Below are 20,765 nucleotides of genomic sequence, written 5' to 3'. Positions count from 1 at the left end.
GTAGACTGGGCCGGGGCCGCCCGGCGGCACCGACGAGCGAAGAACGAGAGCCGAGGACCGCAGTCCGTGCCCAAGTCACCCACGAAGCGGCGCCCGCTGACCGTCGCCGCCCTGAACGACAGCGCCCTCGCGCTGTTCACCGAACACGGCTTCCACGCCACCTCGATCCGCGACATCGTCGCCCGAGCCGGGCTGACGCGAGGCGCGTTCTACTCCAACTATCCGGACAAGGAACAGCTGTTCCTCGCCCTCTACGACCAGCAGATCGACAAGCTGCTCGCCGACCTGCGGTCCGCCTTCGTCGGCACCGCGCCGGGCCGGGACCTCCCGTCCCGGCTGCTGCGCGAACTGGCCCAACGGCGGCAGGAGGACGAGGGCTGGTTCCTGCTCTCCATGGAGTTCACCCTGCACGCGGCCCGCCATCCGGAGGTCGCCCGCGGCCTCGCCGAGCACGAGGCCCGGCTGATCGACGGGCTGGTGGGGCTGATCGAGGAGGCCTCGGAGCCCACCTCGCGGGTCCGTCCGCGCGACCTCGCCCGGCTGCTGGTCATCCTGCACGAGGGCGCCACCGCGATGCGGCTGACCGAGGAGGCCCGCGGCGAGCTCGCCGAGTTCCCGGAGGAGCTCCTCCACCAGGTCGTGGACGGGCTGTTCCACGCCGGCGCCCGCTGAGCGGACCGCGCCCGGGACGCCGGAGTTCCGCTCGGCGGCCCGACTGCGTACGGTGATGCACGCATCATCCGCATCGGAAAGGGGCACGCGTGACGGCGGGGACGGAAGACGGCGCGGGGACGGTGCTGACCACCGAGGCGGTCCGGGCCGTCCTGGCCAAGGGCTTCGCCGACGGCCTGACCGAGATCCGCGCCGTGCTGGCCCCGGACAACACCCGGTCGGCGGCCGTCTTCCGGCGCCTGGGGATGACCGGCACCGGGCCGACCGACCGGTGGTACGGCCGACAGCTCGCGGAGTTCCGCATCGGCCCGGACCGGGCGGCGCAGGCATGACGGACATGGTGGGTGCGACGGACATGGCGGGTACGACGGACACGGTGGGTACGGCGGACATGGCGGGTACGAGGGACATGCTGGGGCCGGCCGATGTGACGCTCAACCTCTGGCGCCGGCCGCTCGACGAGGTGCCGGCCGAGGTGTGGGACCGCACCGGGCTGACCGTGCTCATCCTCGCCGACACCGGCATCAGTGAACTCCCGTCCGGCATCGGCCGGTTGATTGCTCTGCGGACCCTCGACCTCGGGCACAACCGGCTCACCGCGCTGCCCGCCGAGCTCTGCGACCTCACCGGCCTCCGGGACTTCCTCTACCTGCACGACAACGCGCTGACCGCCCTGCCCGAGGCGCTCGGACGGCTCACCGCGCTGCGCTACCTCAACGTCGGCGAGAACCGGCTCACCGAACTCCCCTCCACCATCGGCGACTTGGCCTCGCTGATCGAGCTGCGCGCGCAGCACAACCGGCTCACCGCTCTGCCGGAGGCGATCGGCGAACTCGGCGAGCTGCGCGAACTCTGGCTGCGCGGGAACGAGTTGACCGACCTGCCGGAGTCGGTCGGTCGGCTCGCCGGGCTGCGCGAGCTGGAGCTCCGGGAGAACGCCCTCACCGAACTGCCCGCCGCGCTCGCCGGGCTCCCGCGGCTGCGCCGCCTCGACCTGCGCGGCAACCGGATCACCGAACTCCCCGACTGGCTGACCGATCCGGGCGCGCTGCCCGCGCTGGAGAAGCTGGACCTGCGGTGGAACGACGTGCGCCCGCCGGGCCGGCTGCTGGAGGCGCTGGCCGCGCGCGGGTGCGTGACGCTCTTCTGAACCGCCGGGCTCCGGCCCGGGGGAAAAGATCACCGCCGACAGTGCGGAGCTGCTACCGTGGAACGCATGAAGCGCGCTGCACTCGCCACGACGACGCCGGAGAGAGTCCCGGCGCGCTGACTGCTGACCCAGTTCGAAGCCCCGGGGCGAGTGCCCCGGGGCTTCGCCGTTCCCGGACCCACTCGCCCGCCCACCCGAGTGGAGACCACCGCCATGAACGGCCACCCCCCGCAGGACCGCTCCCCGCAGGACCGCTCCTCGGGCAACCACGACCTGCACGACCACGACCTGCACGGCCGCCCGATGCGCGACCACCGCAAGCTCGGCCGCGAACTCGACCTGTTCGACACCGACCCGCTGATGGGCTCAGGCCTGCCGTACTGGCTCCCCGACGGCGCCGCGATCCGGCACTCCCTGGAGGAGTTCATCCGCGGCCGCGAGCGCCGGGCCGGCTACCGCCACGTCTACTCCCCAGTGCTCGGCAAACGCGAGCTGTACGAGATCTCCGGCCACTGGGCGCACTACCGCGAGGACATGTTCCCGCCCATGGAACTGGGCGCCGAGGAGATGGTGCTGCGCCCCAGCCTCTGTCCGCACCACGCGCTGATCTACCGCTCACGCTCCCACAGCTACCGGGAACTGCCGCTGCGCATGGCGGAGTTGGGCGGCATGTACCGCTCCGAGCTGTCCGGGGTGCTGGGCGGGCTGACCAGGGTCCGGGCGATCCAGCTGAACGACGCCCACATCTTCTGCACCCCGGAGCAGGCGGCCGACGAGGCCGTCGCCGCACTGGAGCTGATCCGCGAGGCGCACCGGGCACTGGGCGTCGTCCCGGTCCGCTACCGGCTCTCGCTGCCCGGCGCGGGCGGCAAGTACGTGGCGGACCCGGCGCTCTGGGAGCGCGCCGTCGCACTGCTCACCGAGGTGCTGGAGCGCTCCGGGGTGCCGTTCGAGGCGGCGGAGGGCGAGGCGGCGTTCTACGGGCCCAAGATCGACGTGCAGATCGCCGACGGCGCCGGCCGTGAGTTCACCCTCTCCACCGTGCAGATCGACTTCCACCAGCCGGAGCGGTTCAACCTGCACTACATCGGCGCGGACGGCGCCAAGCACCGCCCGGTGATGGTGCACCGCAGCGTGATCGGCAGCGTCGAGCGGGTGGTCGCCCACCTGATCGAGCTGTACGGCGGCGCGTTCCCGGCCTGGCTCGCGCCCGTCCAGGTGATGCTGTTGCCCGTCTCCGAGGCCGAACTGCCGCAGGCCGAACGGTTCCGGCAGCGCTGCCTGGACCTCGGCCTGCGCGCCGAGGTCGACGGGCCCGAGCACGGAACCCTGGGCGCCCGGATCCGCGAGGCCCGGCTGGTGCCGTACCAGGCGGTGATCGGGGCGAAGGAGGCCGTGGACGACAGGGTCGCGCTGCGACTGCGGGACGGCCGACGGCTGGAGCCGCTGCCGGCCGAGGAGGCGTGGGCGCGGATCGGCGCGCTGGTGGCGGCGTGCGACGCGGAACTGTGGGCGGAGTACGCCTCCCGGCGGCCGTAGGGCCCGGCCCCGGACGCCCGCCCGCGGGGCCTCGGTGGGGCCGTCCGTGGCATACGTACGACTAGTGCGGTGTGCGGTGTGTCGGTCGGGCCGAGGGCGGCGGCCGCCCGTCGAATGGGCCGGGCGGCCGAGTCCGCGGCCGCCGCTGTCCCCACCCGTACGGAGGTACTCCCGATGCGCGTCCCACACGGCTTCGCCGTTCCCGCTCTGGCCGGCTGTCTCGCCCTCGCCGGAGCGGTGGCCGCCACCCCGGCAGGCTCGGCCGAGCTCCGCCCGCTGCCCAGCCCCGCCGTCCAGTACTGTGCCGCGGTGCTCGGGCACGTCCCGGGCGCCGACGCCGCCTCGCAGGCTCTCGGGCGGGCCTGCTCCTCGGACTTCCGGGCCGATCAACTCGCGCAGGCCGGAGGAGGATTCGAGGCCTACGGGCCGGCGGGCCACCCGTCGCTGCCGATGGAGTAGGCCCGGTCGGGGCGGTCCGCCGACCGACCGCGCCGCACGAGGCGCAAGCCCCGTGCGGCGGGGCCGGTCAGTAGGACTGGAGCTCGATCACGTGGCCGTCCGGGTCGCGCAGATGGGCGCTGCGCAGGGTGGGGCCCCACTCCGGGCGGTCGGTCGGCGGGGTGACGGGAGTGCCGCCGTGGCGCAGGCAGAGGCCGAGTGCGCCGTCCACGTCGTCCACCCGGAGGACCAGCATCGCGGTGTCCTGCGAGGGTGCGGCGGGGTGGGCGGGGAGCTCGGCGGCGCCGAGGGCCGCGGCCATCGCGGATCGGTCGAAGAGGGCCAGGCAGGTGCGGTCGGCGAGGTCCCAGTTGGCGTACGGGCCCTCGGGTGCGCCCTTGGCCGGGGTGGCGCCGGTGAGCTCCGGGAGGACCGCGCGGTAGAAGGCGAAGCACTCGGCGAAGCGGGAGACGAGCAGGCGGGGGTACGGGGCGTCCACGGGCGAACTCCTGGCAAAGGGGGTGGAGAGAGAGCGGCGGTGCGGGGGCTGTGCGGGGTGGTGCGGGGGTGGTTCCGGCGGCTCCCGAGTTGATGGGTCGCAACCCACTATAGGGAGAGACCCTAGACTGCCGCCATGGCCTCCGAGAACCCGCACCCCGCCGCCGAACTCCCCCCGACCCTGCTGGACCTCAGCACCTACCTGCTCTCCCGGATCGGCAAGGCGGCGCGCGGCCGGCTCGCCGAGCGGCTGGCCGAACGCGGCCTGCGGCTCTGGGACATGGCGGTGCTGGCCGCACTCGCCGACTTCGGCCCGCAGGCCCAGCGGGACCTGGTGCGGCGGCTGGCCATCGACCCGAGCGACCTGGCCAAGGTCGCCGACCGGCTCGCCGCCGCCGGGTACGTCGAACGCGCCAGGGACCAGGCCGACCGGCGGAGGGTCTCGGTCTCGGTCACCGATGCCGGACGGGCGCTGCTCGCCGACCTGGAGGCGCAGGCGCGGGCGGTGCAGGACGCCGTGCTCGCGCCGCTGGACGCGGGGGAGCGGCAGGTGCTGCAGGAACTGCTGCTGCGGGTGCACCACGGGACGGGGGAGTGGTGCGGCGGCCTGTGACCGTGGGGCGGGCGTGGGGGCGGCCGCGTGGGGTCGGCCGCTTCGGGCCGGTCGCGTCGGGGCGTCCGCTTCAGGCCGTTCGCGTCAGGCCGAGGGTTGCCCCGGGCGGCGGGCGCCGGCGAACTCGCCCGCCCAGCGCGGCACGTCGAGCACGTTCTCGACCCGGGCGACCAGGGTGCCCGTCCGCTCGGCGTGGATCATCGCGCCCTCGCCGACGTGGATCCCGACGTGGTGCAGGGGGGCGTCGGGGCGGGAGAAGAACAGCAGGTCGCCCGGGGCGAGCGCGTCGCGTTCCACCGGGGCACCGAGGTTGAACTGCGCGACGGTGTAGTGCCCGAGCTCGACGGTGCCGTGGCTGGCCCGGTACCAGCAGTAGAGCGAGAGGCCGCTGCAGTCGAAGCCGACCGTCTTCTCGCCCATGCACACGCCGTTCAGCCAGCCGTTCTCCTCGTCGCAGAAACCGAGGCTCGCGCCCAGCCGGTCGCCTCCGCCCCAGGCGTACGGCACGCCGAGCTGGCTCGCGGCCACGTCGGCGACCCGGCGGCCCAGCGCGGCCGCGGGCAGCGACCGGGCCGTCCCGGGCGGGGCGTCGGACGCCGCCTGGGCGGCCGGGCCGAGCGCCGGGACGAGACCCGCCCCGAGCGCGAGGCCGAGCATGCGGCGCCGACGGACGCCGGAGGTCTGGTCACGGTCGGACGGTTGGGGCTCCATGGCGGTGCCTCCCGGTGCTGGAGGTGGCTGGGCGCCCGGGGCGTGGTGCCCGGGCGGGCACCCACCAGGATTCCGCTGCGGCGGGCCGGTCCGCCATCACCCGCAACGGTGAATCGCCGACGCAAGAGCCCCGAAACGGAGGGGGGTTCGCCGGTAAATGGTTTGACGGTCGTTCAGGAGACGCCAACGATGGGCGCGAACGTTCGGTCGGGACCGTCGGAGGACCACATGAGCAGAGCCGTCAAGCTGATCCGCTCCACGCGGCTGACCAGGGCAGTGGACTACGCCTACGCGGCGGAGGTCGACGCCCCGGCCCGCTCGCTCTGGCTGGCCGGGGCCTGCCCGCTGGACGAGGAGGGCCGGACGGTCGCCGTGGGCGACTTCGAGGGCCAGGCCCACCAGGTGATGCGGAACCTGATAGCCGTGCTGGAGGACAGCGGCGCGGCCCTCACCGACATCGCCCGGACGACCGTGTACGTGGCCTCCGGCGACCAGGCCGACCTGGTGAAGGTGTGGAACGTCTACCGCGCCTACATGGGGGAGCACGACGCCCCGAGCACCCTGCTCGGCGTCACGGTGCTCGGGTACGACGAACAGCTGGTGGAGGTGGAGGCCGTGGCCGTGCTGCCCTCCGGGCCCGACGCGTCCTGACCTGACCTGGCGCGACCCGGCCCGGCCGGGCCGGGCCCGTCGGCTCAGGCCGTCGGCCCCGCCCCCGGCCGGTCAACCGGTCATCAGCGCACGCTGAGCTTCACCGTGGCGCTCCGGCCGGTGTAGAACTTGTGGATCTGCTCGCGCGTCCCGGAGCCGCAGGCCTGCACCTCCTCCGGGTAGCTCTTGCTGTCGGCGGCGATCGTGACCGTCGCGCACATCCCGTCGGCCCGGGTGTCCTCCACCCACCCGTCGACGTACAGCGACTCGACTCCCTCGACCTTCTTGCACTTCAGGGTCCAGGTGGCCTCCGCACCGTCGATCTTGGGCGAGTCGCTGTGCGGGCAGGTCGCCGCGGTGGCCGGGGTCGCGGTCACCACCACCGTCCCGCCGACCAGCGCGAGGACGGCGAGGACGGCGCGGAGGGACAGGGCCAGTCGCATGATGGGTCTCCTGGTGTGGGGGGCGGGCGTCGACGGAGGTTCCGCCGCGGAGGGTTTCTGCCGCATGCGAAGCAGATCGATTCCGCGGGGCGGCGCAATGCGCTCGTGCGGGTGACGCCGGGTTCGACGTGCTGCGGTGTGCGCAGGGCCCGTCGGGGCGTCAATCCCGGTTGACGGCTGGCGGGCTCAGCGAGCCGTGGCTGCAAGGAAGTTGGCTGCTCCACCCCTACCCTTGGGCCATGAAGCAGCACATCCTCACGCTGGTCCTCGGGGGCCTTCTGCTGGGCATCGTCGCGTTCGGCGCCGGCTGGTACGCGGCGGACTCCCGGCAGACCGCGCCGGCGCCGACCTACATCACGGTCACGCCGGAGCCGGTCCCCACCGGCGCGGTCTCACCCCCGGCCTCGGCCGCCGGCCGGTAGCCAGTGGCCGGTGGTGCGGCCGGTGGCTACTGCCTGACCGCCCAGAACCGGTCGGCCATGTTGTCGTACGCGACCGACGCGGACAGCGACACCGCCGGCTCCTTCCAGAGCATCTGCCACTGGCCGTCGCCCGGGTCGTTGTCCACGATCACCTCCAGCCCGCGCGCCGTGTTCACCCAGCTGCTCGCCTGGTCGCGGAACCCGTAGTCGGTGAAGTACACGGCGGCGTCCTCGTGGAAGAGGTTGAACTGGAGCCGGCGGCCGCCCCAGTTCCGGTCGGCGTAGAAGCAGTAGTAGGACGGCTCGGTGGCCGGGGTGGGGCAGTTCTTCCAGTCCGGGCTCCGGACGGTGCGGTGGTGGTGGTCGCCGCTCCACGGCGGTGCCTGCGCCTGCCCGGGCAGCGGGAGCACCATCACCGCGCCGTCCGGGTAGGTGATCTCGTTGGCGGCGGTCTGCTTGCCGCCCTTGCCCGCGACGAGCTGGGCGTCCACCGACCGCTGGAGTGCGTCGCGGTCGCCGTCGCCGAGTGCGGTGATGATGGCTCTCCGGTCCCCGGCCGGGCTGTGCGCGGCGGCGGCCTGCGCCCCGAGGGGCGCGGCCAGGAGCACGAGGGCCCCGGCTGTGCGGACGAGGAGTCGGCGGAGTCGAGAGTGCGTCATATGCCAAACGTAGCCGTGCACATACCGCCGGTAACCTTGCTCTCTCGATCAGACGGCGCGTACGCGGCAACGGCGCGCCGGTGCGTACGCGCCCCCTGATCGGGCGAACCTACGACTCGCGGGCGTCCTCGCCGATCCGACCGGAGTCGCGGGCCCGGTCGGCGGGGCCCGGCACCAGGGGTGCGACGACGTGCTGGGCCGGGTGGGAGCCCTCGTCGTCGTTGTCGTCGTCCGAGTTCACCGAGGCGGTGACCGAGCCCGTCGCCGAGGAGGCCAGGCCGAGGATCAGGAAGAGGACGAGCAGGCCGCGCCCACCGCCGCCCAGGACCAGCGGGCGGGTGGCCGACGCCGGCCCGGCCGGCTCACTGCCCGGCTCGTCGCCGAACAGGCGCTTGGGGTAGGCGGACGAGACCATCACCAGGTAGGAGATGAAACGCATCCGGTAGCGCAGGATCGCGGTCGTCGCCTCGTACAGCGGCTGCGGCATCCGGCCGAGGACCAGCACCACCAGCCAGAGGACGAACGACACCGTCCACCAGCCCGCGTACGCCAGGCCCTGCACGATCGCGGCCGGGATGACGAGGACGATGCGGAACAGCACGGCGAGCCGGTTCAGCTCACCCGGCCGCAGCCCGACCTGCACCGGATAGTCGGGGACCTCGAACCGGAACGGCGGATAGCGGTCCACGGTGAGCATCATGTACGCGGTGACGCGGGTGTCGTACGGGATGAACACCGTGAGGTAGTCCGCCACGAAACCGGGCAGCCGGCCGAGCACCAGCGCACCGAACCAGCCGACGACGGTGACCAGGAACGCCACCACCGACAGCACCCACACCACCACGAACTGGGGGATCAGCAGCAGCGCGCGCAGCAGCACCGTCCAGCGGTTCTGCGGACCGGGCGCCGGCATGTCCAGCACCGGGAGCCACTCGCGGCTGACGGGGGCGGGGGGAGCCTGCCACATCCGGGCCTCCACGGTCTCGGGACGACGGGACCCGGCGGTCGGGCGCGGCCGGGTGCCCTCCGAAGATCGCAGCAACCCGCCCGTCCCGCGCGTCACGCTGCGCCGGACGGGCCAGTCGGCCGGTGCGGCCCGGCGTGGCGCGGCGTGGCGCGGCCCGAGGGGCAAGGTGGGGGCTGCCGCCCGCCGGTGGCGCCGTGCGCGTGGCGCGCGGTCAGGCGATCTTCGCGCAGAGCGGTTCGGCCGAGCCGTGCTCGAAGGTCAGCGTCCGGTAGCCGGTCGCGCTGATGTCGATGGTGTAGACGCCGTCGACGGTGTAGAGGTCGCGGGGCAGGTTGCCGGCGCCGGCGCCGGCGCCGACGCCGAGCAGGATCGGGCCGCGGGCGCGCGGCTACCCCACGCTCGCGGTCTGGGCCGGCCACCACGACCTCGCCGACGGACCGGTCGTCGAGGCCCTGCTCCGTCGGGCGGCGGAGCAGCCGACGGAGGCCGCCGGCGTGCTCGCCGACGCCCGCGCGTTCCGGTCGGCCCTCCACGCGTGCCTGACCGACCCGCAGGACGGCGCCGCCTTCGGGGCGGTGGCGACCGTGGTGCAGGAGGCCGGGCGGTCGGCGGTCCTCACCCGGGGCGAGGACGGCCTGGCGCACTGGCGACTGCCACCGTCGGCCGGCCTGCGACTGCCGCTGTACGCCGCCGCCCGCGCGGCCGGCGAACTGCTCGCCGACCCGCGCCGGTTCACCGTCCGCCGCTGCCCCAGCACCGGCTGCGGCTGGCTCTTCCTGGACGCGAGCGGCCGGCGTCGCTGGTGCAGCCTGGCGACCTGTGGGACCCGTCCGGCCTCCTGAGTCGCGCGGGCCGATCCGCGGTCCGGTCGGACTCTCCAACGCCTTGACGAACCCATGACACTGGCGGACCATCAAGCTGGCGCGCGCCGCACCTCCTCCACAGTTCCGCCCCCACGGACCCCACAGGAGGACAGTCATGCGACTGCCCCGCCGAGGGAAGCCCGCCGCAGCCACCGCCGTGCTGCTGGCCCTCGCCCTCGCCACCCCGCTCACCGCCCAGGCCGCCCCCGACCGCCCGCCGACGCCCGCGCCCGTCACCGGTTTCGGCATCGACACCGGTATCGACACCGGCATCGGCACCGGCCTCGGCAGCGACACCGCACGGCAGTATCGACTCGACGGTCCCCGCACCGTCGCCGAACGCACCGCCGTCGCCGCCACCGGCGTCTCCGTCGACGCCGTCCTGCCCGAAGCGGTGGTGGTCACCGCCACCCCCGCCGAAGCCGCCCGGCTGCGGGCGCTCGGCTGGTCGCCCGTCGCACTGCCCCGCCCCCGCTACGCCGCCGAACCCGGCGACGAAGGCCTGGCCGGCCCGGTGTACGACTTCCCGCAGGCCGACTCCGGCTACCACAACTATGCCGAGGCCACCGCCGACATCGACGCGGTGGTCGCCGCCCACCCGGACATCATGAGCAAGCGCGTCATCGGCACTTCCTACGAGGGCCGCCCGATCGTCGCGGTGAAGATCAGCGACAACGTCGGCACCGACGAGAACGAACCCGAGGTGCTGTTCACCGCCCACCAGCACGCCCGCGAACACCTCACCGTCGAGATGGCGCTCTACCTGCTGCACGAGTTCGGCGACAAGTACGCCACCGACAGCCGCATCGCCAACGCCGTCAACAGCCGCGAGATCTGGGTGATCCCCGACCTCAACCCGGACGGCGGCGAGTACGACATCGCCACCGGCCGCTACCGCAGCTGGCGCAAGGACCGCCAGCCCAACAGCGGCAGCAACAGCGTCGGCACCGACCTCAACCGAAACTGGAACTACAAGTGGGGCTGCTGCGGCGGCTCCTCCGGCTCCACCTCCAACGAGACGTACCGGGGCAGCGCACCGGAGTCCGCCAAGGAGACCAAGGTCGTCGCCGACTTCGTCCGCAGCCGGGTCGTCGACGGCAAGCAGCAGATCACCGCCGCCATCGACTTCCACACCTACAGCGAACTGGTCCTCTGGCCGTTCGGCTGGACCACCGCCGAAACCGCCACCGGCATGACCGCCGACGAGTACAACACCTTCGCCACCCTCGGCCGCGGCATGGCCGCCACCAACGGCTACACACCCGAACAGTCGAGCGACCTCTACATCACCGACGGGGCGATCGACGACTGGCTGTGGGGCGCCCACCGGATCTTCGCCTACACCTTCGAGATGTACCCCGGCGAGAGCGGCAGCGGCGGCGGCTTCTACCCGCCCGACGAGGTGATCGGCCGCGAGACCAGCCGCAACCGCGAAGCGGTCCTGCGCCTGGTCGAGACGGCCGACTGCGTCTACCGCGTGATCGGCAAACAGCAGCAGTACTGCGGCATCTCGGCCTGACCGGGCGTCATCGGTACGGGTCGCGCCACGCACGTCACGGCCCGGCGCCGGCTGCGGGATCATCCCGCAGCCGGCGTCCGTGGTCCGGGGCCGTACGGCGGCGAGTGGAACCGACGCCACCAGGTCCGCCCCGCAAATGCGACGAAGCCACGGCGATGCGGCCCCCGGACGGCGTTCCCCGGCTGACCCCCGCGTGCGCGGGGAGGATCGCCTGCCGCAGCGTCCCACCCAGCTCCAGCACGGCTGACCCCCGCGTGTGCGGGGAGAACCCTTTGTGAGCTGGGGCGATGTGGCGACCTTGCCGTTTCATTGCCGAGGCGTCAAAGTGCCGAGGACATCGAGCCATGAGTCAGGGGCCCCGTGAGGGGACATGGGCCCTCGGCCTACCCGCCCGCAGTCCGGTAGATTCTGCGGCCGGTTGATCGGCACACGAAGCGGCTTCGTGCCGCGGGTTCGACGCAGGGGGCTACGGGGTGCGGGACAGGGACGGGCGTGCGGGGGACCTGCTGGAGTGCTGGCGGGCGGTCGAGCTGTTCAGCCCGCCGCCGATTCCGGAGGTGCCGCGGAAGCGCCGGGCCGGCCGTCCCCGGGCGTCGGACGCGATCACCGTCGACGTGACGCCGGCGGCGGGCCGGCCGGCGCTGTTGCTGCCGTGGGCGCCGGAGCATCCGGAGACGGCGGCCCGGCGGGCGCCGCGGGGGATGGTGTGGCGGCACGAGGTGTACGGCGGGGTGTACGACCTGGAGCTGCTGCGGCAGGCGATGATCGCCGTTCTGCCGAAGGGGACCGACCCGGATCCGGGGGTACCGGACGAGGAGTTGGTGCTGTCGGGGAAGAGTGCGATGTTCGCCCTCGTCCTGGACGAGCACGGGCGGCCGGTCGAGGACACTTCGGTGGTTTCCGCGTGCGGTTGGGCGACGGGCCGGCTGTTCGACCCGGGGCCGTCGGCGGCCGGGTGGCTGGACGGCTTCGAGGAGTTGGGTGAGGCGTTCGAGGTCGCGGTGGGGCGGCTGACCGCCACGCCGATTCCGTACGCGCCGGGGCCCGGGCTCCTGGCGGACCTGCCCGTGGGGGAGGGGGACGAGGCCGTTCGCAGCTGGCAGCAGCTGATCGCGGAGATCCTGGGCGGCGCGGCGGTCTCGGCGGTCGGTGCGCTGTTCGGTGAGGTCGCCGGGGCCGCGGTGCAGGGGGCGACGGAGCCGCTGGTGCGGCGCGTCGCCGAGTGGGCGGCGACCCGTCGTCCGGACCAGCAGGGCGCGGGTGGGGGTTCCCCGTCCGCCGCGCCGCAGCCGCCCGCCGAGGAGACGGCGGACGCGGCGGAGACGGAGGCGGCGGAGGACACCGGCCCTCGCCCGGTCGCGCTCGCCGACCTCGTCGCCCTGACCGCCCAGATCGCCCATCTCTGCGGTGTCGAGGAGCACTTGGACCCGCGGGTGATCCGGGTCCGGAGCCGGCTGGTGCACCGCCCGCGCGACCCGAAGACCAAGCCCGCCGCCGCGCAGCCGTTCCTCAACAGTCTCCTGCCGCCCGACCTCGCCCGGGTCCGTGCCGCGCTCGGGGACGGGGGCCTGCGGGCGGCAGGCCTCGGCCCCGCCCTGGAGGCCTACCTGACCGGTCGCCGGGACATCCCGGTCGACGCCCGCACCGATCTGCGGGAGGACCGGCTCGCCGTCCTGGCCGGCGTCGACCCGGCTCTCGTCCCCGCCGGACGCTGGCCCGCCAAGTCGCGGTACCCGCTGGCGCTCAGCCAGCAGTTCGCGGTCAACCGCATGCTCGCGGACCGCGCCGGGGCAGGGGGCAGCGCCGCAGACGGGGGCAGCGCCGGGGCCGGCGCCGGAAGCACGGAGGCCGCCACCGCGAGCACCGACACCGGTGGCCTGTTCTCCGTCAACGGCCCGCCCGGCACCGGCAAGACCACCATGCTCCGCGACCTGGTCGCCGCCCTCGTGGTCGAACGCGCCGCCGTGATGGCCGGTTACCGGAGGCCCGAGGAGGCGTTCGTCGGCCGTGCCTGGCGGGGCAAGGACCGTCATGGTGTCCACCCGCGTTTCGTCTCCGCCCTCGACCCGCGGCTCGCCGGCCGCGAGATCGTGGTCACCTCCTCCAACAACGGCGCGGTGGAGAACATCACCGCCGAACTGCCCGGCGCCGACGCCCTCGACGCGCACTGGCACGACGGCCCCGACCACTTCTCCGACCTCGCCTCCGCCCTGCTCGGCGGCGCGCCCGCCTGGGGGCTGGTCGCCGCCGTCCTCGGCAACAAGACCAATCGGACGAGGTTCACCGAGCGTTTCTGGTGGGGCCGCCTGCCGGAGGACGAGTCCGCCGCCCGCGCCGACGCCGGGCTCCCGCCGCTGCGCGGCATGAACGCCGTCCTCGGCGACTGGGTGCCGCCCAGTGTGCCCAGGCCCGCCCGGACCCCGCGTGACCGTCGCCCGGCGGCGGTCACGGCCCCGGCGGTCACGGCCCCGGCCATCACCGCCCCAACTCCCCATCCCACTGCAGAAGTCCAGGCCCCCGCCCAGCCCGTCCCCGCCCAGCCCGTCCCCTCGTGGCCCGAGGCCGTCGCCGCGTTCCAGGCCGCCCAGGCCGAGGTCGAGCGCCTGCGCGCCGAACGCGTCGGCCTCGCCGCCGTCCTCGCGGACTCCCGGGCGGACCGGGTCCACCCCCGCCTCGACGCCCTGCGCGCCGCCGTCGACCGCGCCGACGACCGCGCGGCGGCCGCCGAGGCCCGCCACGCCGCCGCGGCGACAGCCGTCGGGACGGCCCGCACCGCCACCCACGCCGCCGAAGCCGCGCACCGGGCCGCGGCCGAGCGCGTCCCGCGGGCCCGCGAGGCCCTCGCCGACGCCCGGGCCACCCTGGCCGCCGCCCGCGAACGCGCCGACCAGCACCGCCGGCAGGTCGGCGTCCTGACGGCACTCCACGACGAGCCCCCCGCCGCGCAGCCGGGTCTGCGCGGCGGACTGCGCCGCCTGTTGCAGAGCGGTGCCGAACGCCAGGCCGCCGAGGAGCACCGCGAACGCAGCCGGAGCGACCTCCTCGCCCAGCTCGTCCAGCAGCGCACCGCGCTGGAGGACGCCCATGACCACGTCGCCCGCTGCACCCGTGCGGAAGGCCTCGCGGCCGACCTGACCGCCCGCACCACCGCCGCCGTCACCGAGGCCGAGACCGGCGCCGTCCGCGCCCGCGTCCACCAGGACGCCGCCCGGGCCGCGGAGTCGGCGGCCCGGGCGGAGGTCGAGCAGACCCGGTACGAGGCCCGGTCCGCCCGGCGTGACCTGGAGGCCGCCGGCGCCGAACTCGACGCCGCCCACCGGGCCCTGCGCGCGGCCGCCGCCGCTCTCCCCTCGCTGCCCCTCGACTGGCCGCAACTCGGCGACCACGCGCAGGAACTCGGCGCCCCGTGGGCCGACGAGGCCTGGAGCACCGCCCGCAGCGACCTGTTCCTGCGCGCCCTCGACCTGCACCGCGCCCTGGTCGCCAACACGGCCAAGCGGATCCGCGGCAACCTCCAGGTCCTGGTGGAACTCATGGCGGGCGGTGGCGGACCCGTCCCCGACGAGCAGGTCCTGCAGGCCTGGCAGACCCTCTTCCTCCTCGTCCCGGTCGTCTCCACCACCTTCTCCTCGATCGGCAGCATGTTCGCCCGCCTCGGCCGCGGCTCCATCGGCTGGATCCTCGTCGACGAGGCCGGCCAGGCCACCCCGCAGGCCGCCGTCGGCGCCCTCTGGCGCGCCCGCCGCGCCGTCCTCGTCGGCGACCCGCTCCAGCTGGAACCCGTTGTCACCATGCCGACCGCCCTGCAGCGCAGGCTCCTGCTGGCCTACGGCGTCGACGAGGAATGGCTGCCCTCCGCGACCTCCGCGCAGGCCGTCGCCGACCGGGTCAACCGCTACGGCACCTACCTGCCCGCCCCTACCGGCGCGGAGGACGAAACGGTCTGGGTGGGCTCACCGCTGCGCGTCCACCGCCGCTGCGAGGAGCCCATGTTCACCGTCAGCAACGAGGTCGCGTACGGCGGCCTCATGGTCCACGGCACCCACCCCCAGCCCTTCCCCGACCCCGACCACGACGGCCTCCTCCCCAGCCGCTGGCTCGACACCCCGGACCCCGACCGCCCGGCCGACGCCCCTTGGGGCGACCGCGACCGCCGCGCCCTCGCCTTCCTCCTGGGACGGCTCGACCGCCACGGCGTCACCGTCGAACGCCTGCGGATCATCGCGCCCTTCCGCGCCCTCGTCGCCGAAGCCCGCGAGACCTGCCGCGGGCTCCCCGGATGGACCGCCGAACTCCTCGACGAGCGCTGCGCCACCGTCCACAAGGCCCAGGGCAAGGAGGCCGACGTCGTCATCCTGCTGCTCGGCGCGGGCCGCCCCGGCGCCCGCGCCTGGGCCGCCGGCTCCCCGCACCTCCTGAACGTCGCGGCCAGCCGCGCCAAGCGCCGCCTGTACGTGGTCGGCGACCGCGCGCTGTGGGCCCCGCTGCTCCACTTCGACGTCCTGGCCGGCGAACTCCCCGCCTACGACCACGTCCGCGACCGCGACACCTGGCCCCTGGACGACCCCGCCGACAGCGGAGTCGACGGCTGAGCCCGCAGGCACCGGGCGTTCCGAGGACGTTGCACGATCGAGAGCTCCAGTACTGTGAGCGACGGTCCGATGATGGGAGCGTGGAGAGTGCTTACCGCCAAGACGGTCGTCGCGGAGTGCGACCGGATTCAGTGGAGGCTGGATCCGCTCGTGGGTGTCGGCCCGCTGCGGTTCGGCATGATGTACGAGGACGTGGTGGAGGCACTCGATGGCTTTCTTGAGCCTTCCGCGGAGAGCACACGCCACTACGGCCACGTGCTGAGCGACGACTTCTACCTCCCGCACTCCTCGAACAATTCGGCCCTCACGGTCTACTACGACGCCGAACGCCTGGTCTGCGTGGTCGTCAACGCGTTGCGCGGTCCGCAGGTCACGCTGGACGAGATGTCGTTGGTCGGCCGCTTGCCGTCCGAGCTCGAAGCAGACTTCGTCAAGTACACGGCCACCCATGGGTACGACCTGCGATGCGGCCAGTACGGGGATCCCGGTTCGGAGGAGTTGGGAGTCGTCCTTCGCGCCCAGCGCGCCGGGGATGTCGTACTGAGCCGGCCGGTGCTCGTCGCCCCCTCCTGGGCGGAGCGCTGCGGTGACGTCTCGGAGGGCCGCATCCCCGAGGCGGAATGGCGCGATCGGCACTGGTAGCCAAGCGAGATCAGACGGCCTGGCAGGCGACACTCCTGCCAGGCCGTCTGATTCGCATGACCCCCGGTCGAGATCACATGTCTGAGGACACGGTTGGTGGAGCGGTGGCGCTGTGGCCGAGGAGCGGGCGGCTGAGCCTGCGGCGACCGGGTGTCCTGAGGGTGTTGCGCGAGAAGTCGGCCGGTTCGACTTCTCACGTTTCGTCACTGGCGTTCAGGGTGCGGCCGGGACCGTGGCAGCTGAGCGCCGGGACCCGCCGGACGGTCTCCGGCTGTCAGAACACCGGGGGGTGGCCCAGCCGGGTCATCCGCCACACCGTGGCCCAGCGCATCGGGAGTCGGGGCGGGGACGGGGTGCGCACGCCCTCCAGGAAGCCGGACCACCAGGCGCGCAGCCCGGCCGCGGGTGGTCGGCGGGTGAGGGTGTGCAGTGACCAGGAGGCCGGGTAGGGCGGCAGCAGGGCGGCGGGCAGCCGGCGCTCGGCCGGCCGCACCCGGTTGCGGGCGGTCGGCCGGTTGTGGGCGGCCGGCCGGGCCGGGTCGGTGCGCGGGTGCTGGAGCAGCAGGTCGGCCCGGTAGCGGATCGACCAGCCCGCGTCGAGGACGCGCCAGGCGAAGTCCGTCTCCTCGTGGGCGTAGAAGAACCGCGCCGGGAAACCGCCGACCCGGTCGATGGCGCTCATCCGGATCGCGTGGCCGCCGCCCAGGAAGGTGGTGACCTCGCCGGACCGCAGCACGCCGGAGCGGCCCGGGCGGAGGGCGTGGCGGCGCCGGGTGTGCCCCGTCGCGCCCGCGACCCGGAAGCCGACCACGCCGAGGCGCTGTTCCCGCTCGAAGGCCTCCCGGACCAGCCGGAAGGTGTCGGTGCGCGGCAGCAGGCCGTCGTCGTCCAGGTTCACCACCACGTCCACGCCGCCGAGTTCGCGCAGTCGCCGGACACCGAGGTTGCGGCCGCCGGGGATGCCGAGGTTCTTCGGCGGTTCCACCGCGTCCGCCCAGGGCGGGAGCGGCGGCAGCCGGGCGCCCTGCCCGATCACCACGACCCGGGCGGCCTCGCCCTCCTGGGCGGCCACCGAGTCGAGGAGCGCGCCCAGTTCCCGGGGCCGGTCGCCCATCGTCAGCACCACCACGCCCAGGCCGAGGCCCATGTGCACCCGCTTCCGTCGAGGATTCCCGCAGACCCGGTGCAACGACCGGCCCGTCTCGGAGGTCACGTCTGTACGGATGTACGGAGACGAGCGCCGGGAAGAAACCGTTCGTTCGGTTTCCAGGGGGAGGTGGCGGGGCATCGGACGTCGAACCCTCGGGGCGGTCGAGGTCTCTGGCCGCCAACGGGACGGTGGTGTCTGACGGGTCGTGGAGAGAGGGAGTGGTTGGCGGGATTCATCGACATCGTCTTGTCGGTCGTGGGTGAGGCGAAGCTAAGATACGGGGTGTTTGGTTTTGTTTTCCGGGAGCTCAGGGCGGGGTGGTTTCGGTGGTACGGCAGGAACGGGCGCTCCGGACACGTCGGCTGATCCTGGAGGCGGCTGCCTCGGTCTTCGACGAGTTCGGGTACGAGGGTGCGACCATCGGCGAGGTGGTCTCCCGGGCCGGTGTGACGCGCGGTGCGGTGTATTTCCATTTCGCCTCGAAGCGGGATCTGGCGCAGGGCGTGGTGGAGGAGCAGTTCGTTCAGGACGGAGTTCCGGAACGGAGCTGCAAGCTCCAGGAGTTCGTGGACACCGGGATGGTGGTGGCGTACCTGATGCCGCGTGACCCGCTGCTCAGCGCGGGTGCCCGGCTGTCGCTCGGGCAGGACCTCTTCGACGACCTCGGCGGCGGCGCCATCCCCGGCTGGATCAACCGGTTCGAGGCTCTCCTGGCCGCGGCCGGCGAGCGCGGCGAGCTGCTTCCGCACGTCGTTCCGGCGGACACCGCCTGGCTGCTCGTGGCCGCGTGGACCGGGGTGCAGATCCAGTCCCAGAAGCTCTGCGGCCGGGCGGACCTGGAGCTGCGGGTGTCCGCGCTGTACCAGCACCTGATGCCGAGCATCGCCGTTCCGGGCGTGCTCGGTTCGCTGCGGATGGGGCCGAACCGCGGGGCCGAGGTGGTGGCCGAGGCCGCGGCGGCCCGTGCGGCCGCGGAGGGCGGAGGCCCGGACGGTGTGCCGGACGGCGGTGCGGCGGGTTCGGCGCGGGTCGAGGCGCAGACGGAGGTCGGCGTGGGCTGACGGCGGCTCATCGGAGCTCCTGCCTGCGGGGATCCGGGCGGGGCAAGGCGGAACCGGCGGCGACGGGACCATGGGGGTCCGGCGCCGCCTTTGGTTTGCCCGGGCCCGGACTTGGGCCCGCGGGCGAGCCTGGAGCCGGGCCCGCAGCCGGACGGACCGGGTCGCGCAGCGTCGCGGAAGCCGTGCCAGCGGTGACGGGGCGGAGCGGCGCCAGCAAAACAAACAGCACGTTCGGTTTTGTATTGACAAACCGCGCGTCCTGTTTTTGACTTGGTGACAGCTGACCCAGGGTGTCGACCCGGGTGCCGGCCGTGGCGAAGGGGGCTGCGGCGTTCCGTGTGATTGGGGTGGTCATCGTGGAAATTCGGGTGCTCGGGACGCTGGACGTCCGGGTGTGCGGGGTGTCGGTGGTGCCGTCGGCGCCGAAGCCGCGGCAAGTGTTGGGCCTGCTGGCGCTGCGGGCGGACCAGGTGGTGCCGGCCGGGGTGCTGGCCGACGAGCTGTGGTCCGGCCGTCCGCCGCGCAGTGCGCGCACCACCGTGCAGACGTACGTGCTCCAACTGCGCGACCTCATCGACCGGGCGCTCGCCGCGGCCGGTGCGGCGAGGGGGGTGGCCTGCGCCAAGGACGTCCTGGTGACCTCGCCGGGCGGCTACATGCTGAACAGCGGCGCAGGGCTGACGGACCTGCGGGAGTTCGAGCGGCTGGCCGGAACGGGCTACCGGGCGATGGACGGCGAGGACTACCCGGCGGCGGCCCGGCTGCTCGGCGAGGCCCTCGGGCTGTGGCGCGGATCGGCCTTCGCCGATGTCCCCGTCGGCGGCCAACTCGCCGTCGAGGCGCGGCGGTTGGAGGAGACCAGGCTCTGCGCGCTGGACCAGCGGATCGAGGCCGACCTGCGGCTCGGCCGGCACCGGGTGCTGCTGGCCGAACTCACCGTGCTCGTGGACCGCTACCGCACCCACGAGAGCCTGCACGGCCAGTACATGATCGCGCTGCACCGCTCCGGCCGCCGGGGCGAGGCGCTGGAGGCGTACCAGCGCCTGCGGAACACCCTGGTAAGGGAGTTGGGCATGGAGCCCTCGGTCGGACTGCGGCGGCTCCAGCGCTCCATCCTGCTCGCCGGCCCCGAACGCGCGGCGGATCGTGCGGCGGAGCGCGAGCCCGCCGGTGCGGGCGTGGCCGCCGGACCGGGGGCGGCGGCCCGGTTCAGCCGGGTCGGGTGAACCCGACGGCCGTCCGCAGCCGGTGCCGCATCGGTGGAACCGGCCGCGGACGGCCGTCGGAGGCCGCGGCGCCCGTCCTGGGGCGGTCGCGGTCCGGTCGGAACCTGCTTGTCGTTGTGAGGGGTTGTGGGACGGGTGGTCCAGGAGAGGTCGGAACGGACGCGCGGGCGGCTGGTGGAGGCGGGGGCGGTGCTGTTCGACCGCCGCGGCTACGCCGGTGCCACCCTCGGCGAGATCGCCGCGGCCGCCGGGGTGACGAAGGGGGCGCTGTACTTCCACTTCGCCTCCAAGGAGGAGCTGGCCAGAGCGGTGTTCGGACAGGCCGAGCGCTCGCTGCGGTCGGCGTGCGCGGAGCTGCGTGCGGCTTCCTCCCCGCTCCAGGGATTGATCGACGCGGGGTACTGGCTGGTCGACGCCCTCGGGGTGGACCCGGTGATCCGGGCGGCCTTCCGCCTCGGCCGCGAGGACGCCGGCTGGCAGAGCGCGCCCACCACGGCCGCGCCCGCCACGGCTGCGCTCACGACGGCCGGGCCCGCCACGGCAGGGCTCACCCCGGCGGGGCCCGCCCCGGCCGATTCCAGGCAGCCGGCCTTCGCCGACATCCGCGGCTTCCACAGCGTCTGGGCCGGGGTGGTGCGTGACCTGCTGGCCGGTGCCCGCCGCGCGGGCGAGCTGCGCGACCGCTCGGGCGGCCTCGGCCCGGAGACCCTGGTGGTGACCGCCGCCTGCGGTCTGGAGGTGGTGTTCGCGGACGGTTGCCCCGCCGAGGAGCGTGCCCGCAGGGTCGGCGCCCTCTGGGACTGGCTGCTGCCCTGTCTGGTGCGTCCGGGCACGGCCGGCGGCTACCGCACCAGGCCGTCGGCCCCGCGGCCCGCCTGAGACCGGCCCGCCTGAGACCGGCCCGCCTGAGATCGGCCCGCCTGAGATCGGGCCGTCCGAGGGGCCGTTC

The 20,765-nt window shown here is 74.1% G+C and carries 21 protein-coding genes; 15 read left to right on the top strand and 6 right to left on the bottom strand.

Features of this window, described 5'->3' with window-relative positions; translation table 11 throughout:
• The first annotated feature begins 66 nt into the window (after positions 1 to 66).
• The 5 genes from ACFVHV_RS12295 (at position 67) to ACFVHV_RS12275 (ending at position 3,820) form a co-directional block, all read left to right on the top strand.
• The gene (locus ACFVHV_RS12295) at positions 67 to 672 is read left to right on the top strand and encodes a TetR/AcrR family transcriptional regulator (protein ID WP_380350984.1); all 606 of its coding nucleotides are present in this window, start codon (positions 67 to 69) and stop codon (positions 670 to 672) included.
• Positions 673 to 761: 89 nt separating this feature from the next.
• A complete protein-coding gene (locus ACFVHV_RS12290; protein ID WP_380350983.1) occupies positions 762 to 1,004 on the top strand; it encodes a GNAT family N-acetyltransferase in 243 nt (80 codons plus the stop codon).
• Positions 1,001 to 1,822: a leucine-rich repeat domain-containing protein gene (locus tag ACFVHV_RS12285; RefSeq protein WP_380350981.1), complete on the top strand. Its 822-nt coding sequence runs from the start codon at positions 1,001 to 1,003 to the stop codon at positions 1,820 to 1,822. The genes ACFVHV_RS12290 and ACFVHV_RS12285 overlap by 4 nt, the downstream gene beginning before the upstream one ends.
• A 303-nt stretch (positions 1,823 to 2,125) precedes the next feature.
• The gene (gene thrS, locus ACFVHV_RS12280) at positions 2,126 to 3,361 is read left to right on the top strand and encodes a threonine--tRNA ligase (RefSeq protein WP_380351016.1); all 1,236 of its coding nucleotides are present in this window, start codon (positions 2,126 to 2,128) and stop codon (positions 3,359 to 3,361) included.
• A 174-nt stretch (positions 3,362 to 3,535) separates the two neighbouring features.
• Complete coding sequence (locus ACFVHV_RS12275; RefSeq protein ID WP_359901390.1) at positions 3,536 to 3,820, top strand: hypothetical protein; 285 nt, start codon at positions 3,536 to 3,538, stop codon at positions 3,818 to 3,820.
• Between the two features lie 67 nt (positions 3,821 to 3,887).
• Here ACFVHV_RS12275 and ACFVHV_RS12270 read toward each other — a convergent pair whose 3' ends face one another.
• Positions 3,888 to 4,298 (bottom strand): VOC family protein, encoded by a 411-nt coding sequence (locus ACFVHV_RS12270; RefSeq protein ID WP_380350979.1) that lies wholly within the window; start codon positions 4,296 to 4,298, stop codon positions 3,888 to 3,890.
• Positions 4,299 to 4,433: 135 nt separating this feature from the next.
• Here ACFVHV_RS12270 and ACFVHV_RS12265 point away from each other — a divergent pair, with 135 nt between their 5' ends.
• Positions 4,434 to 4,910, top strand: a complete 477-nt coding sequence (locus ACFVHV_RS12265; protein WP_380350978.1) for a MarR family winged helix-turn-helix transcriptional regulator — start codon at positions 4,434 to 4,436, stop codon at positions 4,908 to 4,910.
• An 84-nt stretch (positions 4,911 to 4,994) separates the two neighbouring features.
• Here ACFVHV_RS12265 and ACFVHV_RS12260 read toward each other — a convergent pair whose 3' ends face one another.
• Positions 4,995 to 5,621, bottom strand: coding sequence for a C40 family peptidase (locus ACFVHV_RS12260; RefSeq protein ID WP_380350976.1), 627 nt, complete (start codon positions 5,619 to 5,621; stop codon positions 4,995 to 4,997).
• 228 nt (positions 5,622 to 5,849) lie between these two features.
• Here ACFVHV_RS12260 and ACFVHV_RS12255 point away from each other — a divergent pair, with 228 nt between their 5' ends.
• Positions 5,850 to 6,272, top strand: a complete 423-nt coding sequence (locus ACFVHV_RS12255) for a RidA family protein (protein WP_380350974.1) — start codon at positions 5,850 to 5,852, stop codon at positions 6,270 to 6,272.
• Between the two features lie 83 nt (positions 6,273 to 6,355).
• Here the strand turns inward: ACFVHV_RS12255 and ACFVHV_RS12250 are convergent, their stop codons facing one another.
• Positions 6,356 to 6,715, bottom strand: a complete 360-nt coding sequence (locus ACFVHV_RS12250) for a hypothetical protein (RefSeq protein WP_380350973.1) — start codon at positions 6,713 to 6,715, stop codon at positions 6,356 to 6,358.
• A 239-nt stretch (positions 6,716 to 6,954) separates the two neighbouring features.
• Between ACFVHV_RS12250 and ACFVHV_RS12245 the strand changes: the two genes are divergently transcribed.
• Positions 6,955 to 7,137, top strand: coding sequence for a hypothetical protein (locus ACFVHV_RS12245; protein ID WP_359897148.1), 183 nt, complete (start codon positions 6,955 to 6,957; stop codon positions 7,135 to 7,137).
• A gap of 26 nt (positions 7,138 to 7,163) precedes the next feature.
• Here ACFVHV_RS12245 and ACFVHV_RS12240 read toward each other — a convergent pair whose 3' ends face one another.
• A complete protein-coding gene (locus ACFVHV_RS12240) occupies positions 7,164 to 7,796 on the bottom strand; it encodes a peptidase inhibitor family I36 protein (RefSeq protein ID WP_380350971.1) in 633 nt (210 codons plus the stop codon).
• Positions 7,797 to 7,905: 109 nt separating this feature from the next.
• Positions 7,906 to 8,763 carry a DUF4389 domain-containing protein gene (locus ACFVHV_RS12235; RefSeq protein WP_380350969.1) on the bottom strand — a complete coding sequence of 286 codons (858 nt, stop codon included), beginning with the start codon at positions 8,761 to 8,763 and terminating at the stop codon, positions 7,906 to 7,908.
• Between the two features lie 332 nt (positions 8,764 to 9,095).
• On the opposite strand from ACFVHV_RS12235, the gene ACFVHV_RS12230 reads away from it, so the two are divergent.
• From ACFVHV_RS12230 to ACFVHV_RS12215, 4 genes are all read left to right on the top strand, one after another.
• Positions 9,096 to 9,605 (top strand): CGNR zinc finger domain-containing protein, encoded by a 510-nt coding sequence (locus ACFVHV_RS12230; protein WP_380350968.1) that lies wholly within the window; start codon positions 9,096 to 9,098, stop codon positions 9,603 to 9,605.
• 136 nt (positions 9,606 to 9,741) lie between these two features.
• Entirely contained in the window at positions 9,742 to 11,145 is a 1,404-nt protein-coding gene (locus ACFVHV_RS12225) for a M14 family metallopeptidase (protein WP_380350966.1), read from the top strand.
• A 473-nt stretch (positions 11,146 to 11,618) separates the two neighbouring features.
• Entirely contained in the window at positions 11,619 to 15,737 is a 4,119-nt protein-coding gene (locus ACFVHV_RS12220) for an AAA domain-containing protein (protein ID WP_380350964.1), read from the top strand.
• A gap of 87 nt (positions 15,738 to 15,824) precedes the next feature.
• Positions 15,825 to 16,379: a hypothetical protein gene (locus tag ACFVHV_RS12215; RefSeq protein ID WP_359897158.1), complete on the top strand. Its 555-nt coding sequence runs from the start codon at positions 15,825 to 15,827 to the stop codon at positions 16,377 to 16,379.
• Between the two features lie 274 nt (positions 16,380 to 16,653).
• Here ACFVHV_RS12215 and ACFVHV_RS12210 read toward each other — a convergent pair whose 3' ends face one another.
• Complete coding sequence (locus tag ACFVHV_RS12210; protein WP_380351014.1) at positions 16,654 to 17,526, bottom strand: glycosyltransferase family 2 protein; 873 nt, start codon at positions 17,524 to 17,526, stop codon at positions 16,654 to 16,656.
• Positions 17,527 to 17,855: 329 nt separating this feature from the next.
• Here ACFVHV_RS12210 and ACFVHV_RS12205 point away from each other — a divergent pair, with 329 nt between their 5' ends.
• The 3 genes from ACFVHV_RS12205 to ACFVHV_RS12195 all read left to right on the top strand — a co-directional run bounded on the left by ACFVHV_RS12205 (position 17,856) and on the right by ACFVHV_RS12195 (position 20,695).
• Positions 17,856 to 18,590: a ScbR family autoregulator-binding transcription factor gene (locus ACFVHV_RS12205; protein WP_380350962.1), complete on the top strand. Its 735-nt coding sequence runs from the start codon at positions 17,856 to 17,858 to the stop codon at positions 18,588 to 18,590.
• Between the two features lie 356 nt (positions 18,591 to 18,946).
• Positions 18,947 to 19,816: a BTAD domain-containing putative transcriptional regulator gene (locus tag ACFVHV_RS12200; protein ID WP_380350960.1), complete on the top strand. Its 870-nt coding sequence runs from the start codon at positions 18,947 to 18,949 to the stop codon at positions 19,814 to 19,816.
• 135 nt (positions 19,817 to 19,951) lie between these two features.
• The gene (locus ACFVHV_RS12195; RefSeq protein ID WP_380350959.1) at positions 19,952 to 20,695 is read left to right on the top strand and encodes a TetR family transcriptional regulator; all 744 of its coding nucleotides are present in this window, start codon (positions 19,952 to 19,954) and stop codon (positions 20,693 to 20,695) included.
• Positions 20,696 to 20,765 lie beyond the last annotated feature (70 nt).

Source organism: Kitasatospora sp. NPDC127116 (genome assembly GCF_042677365.1).
Classification (GTDB): Bacteria; Actinomycetota; Actinomycetes; order Streptomycetales; family Streptomycetaceae; genus Kitasatospora; species Kitasatospora lactacystinica.
This window is presented reverse-complemented; position numbering and strand designations above follow the sequence as displayed.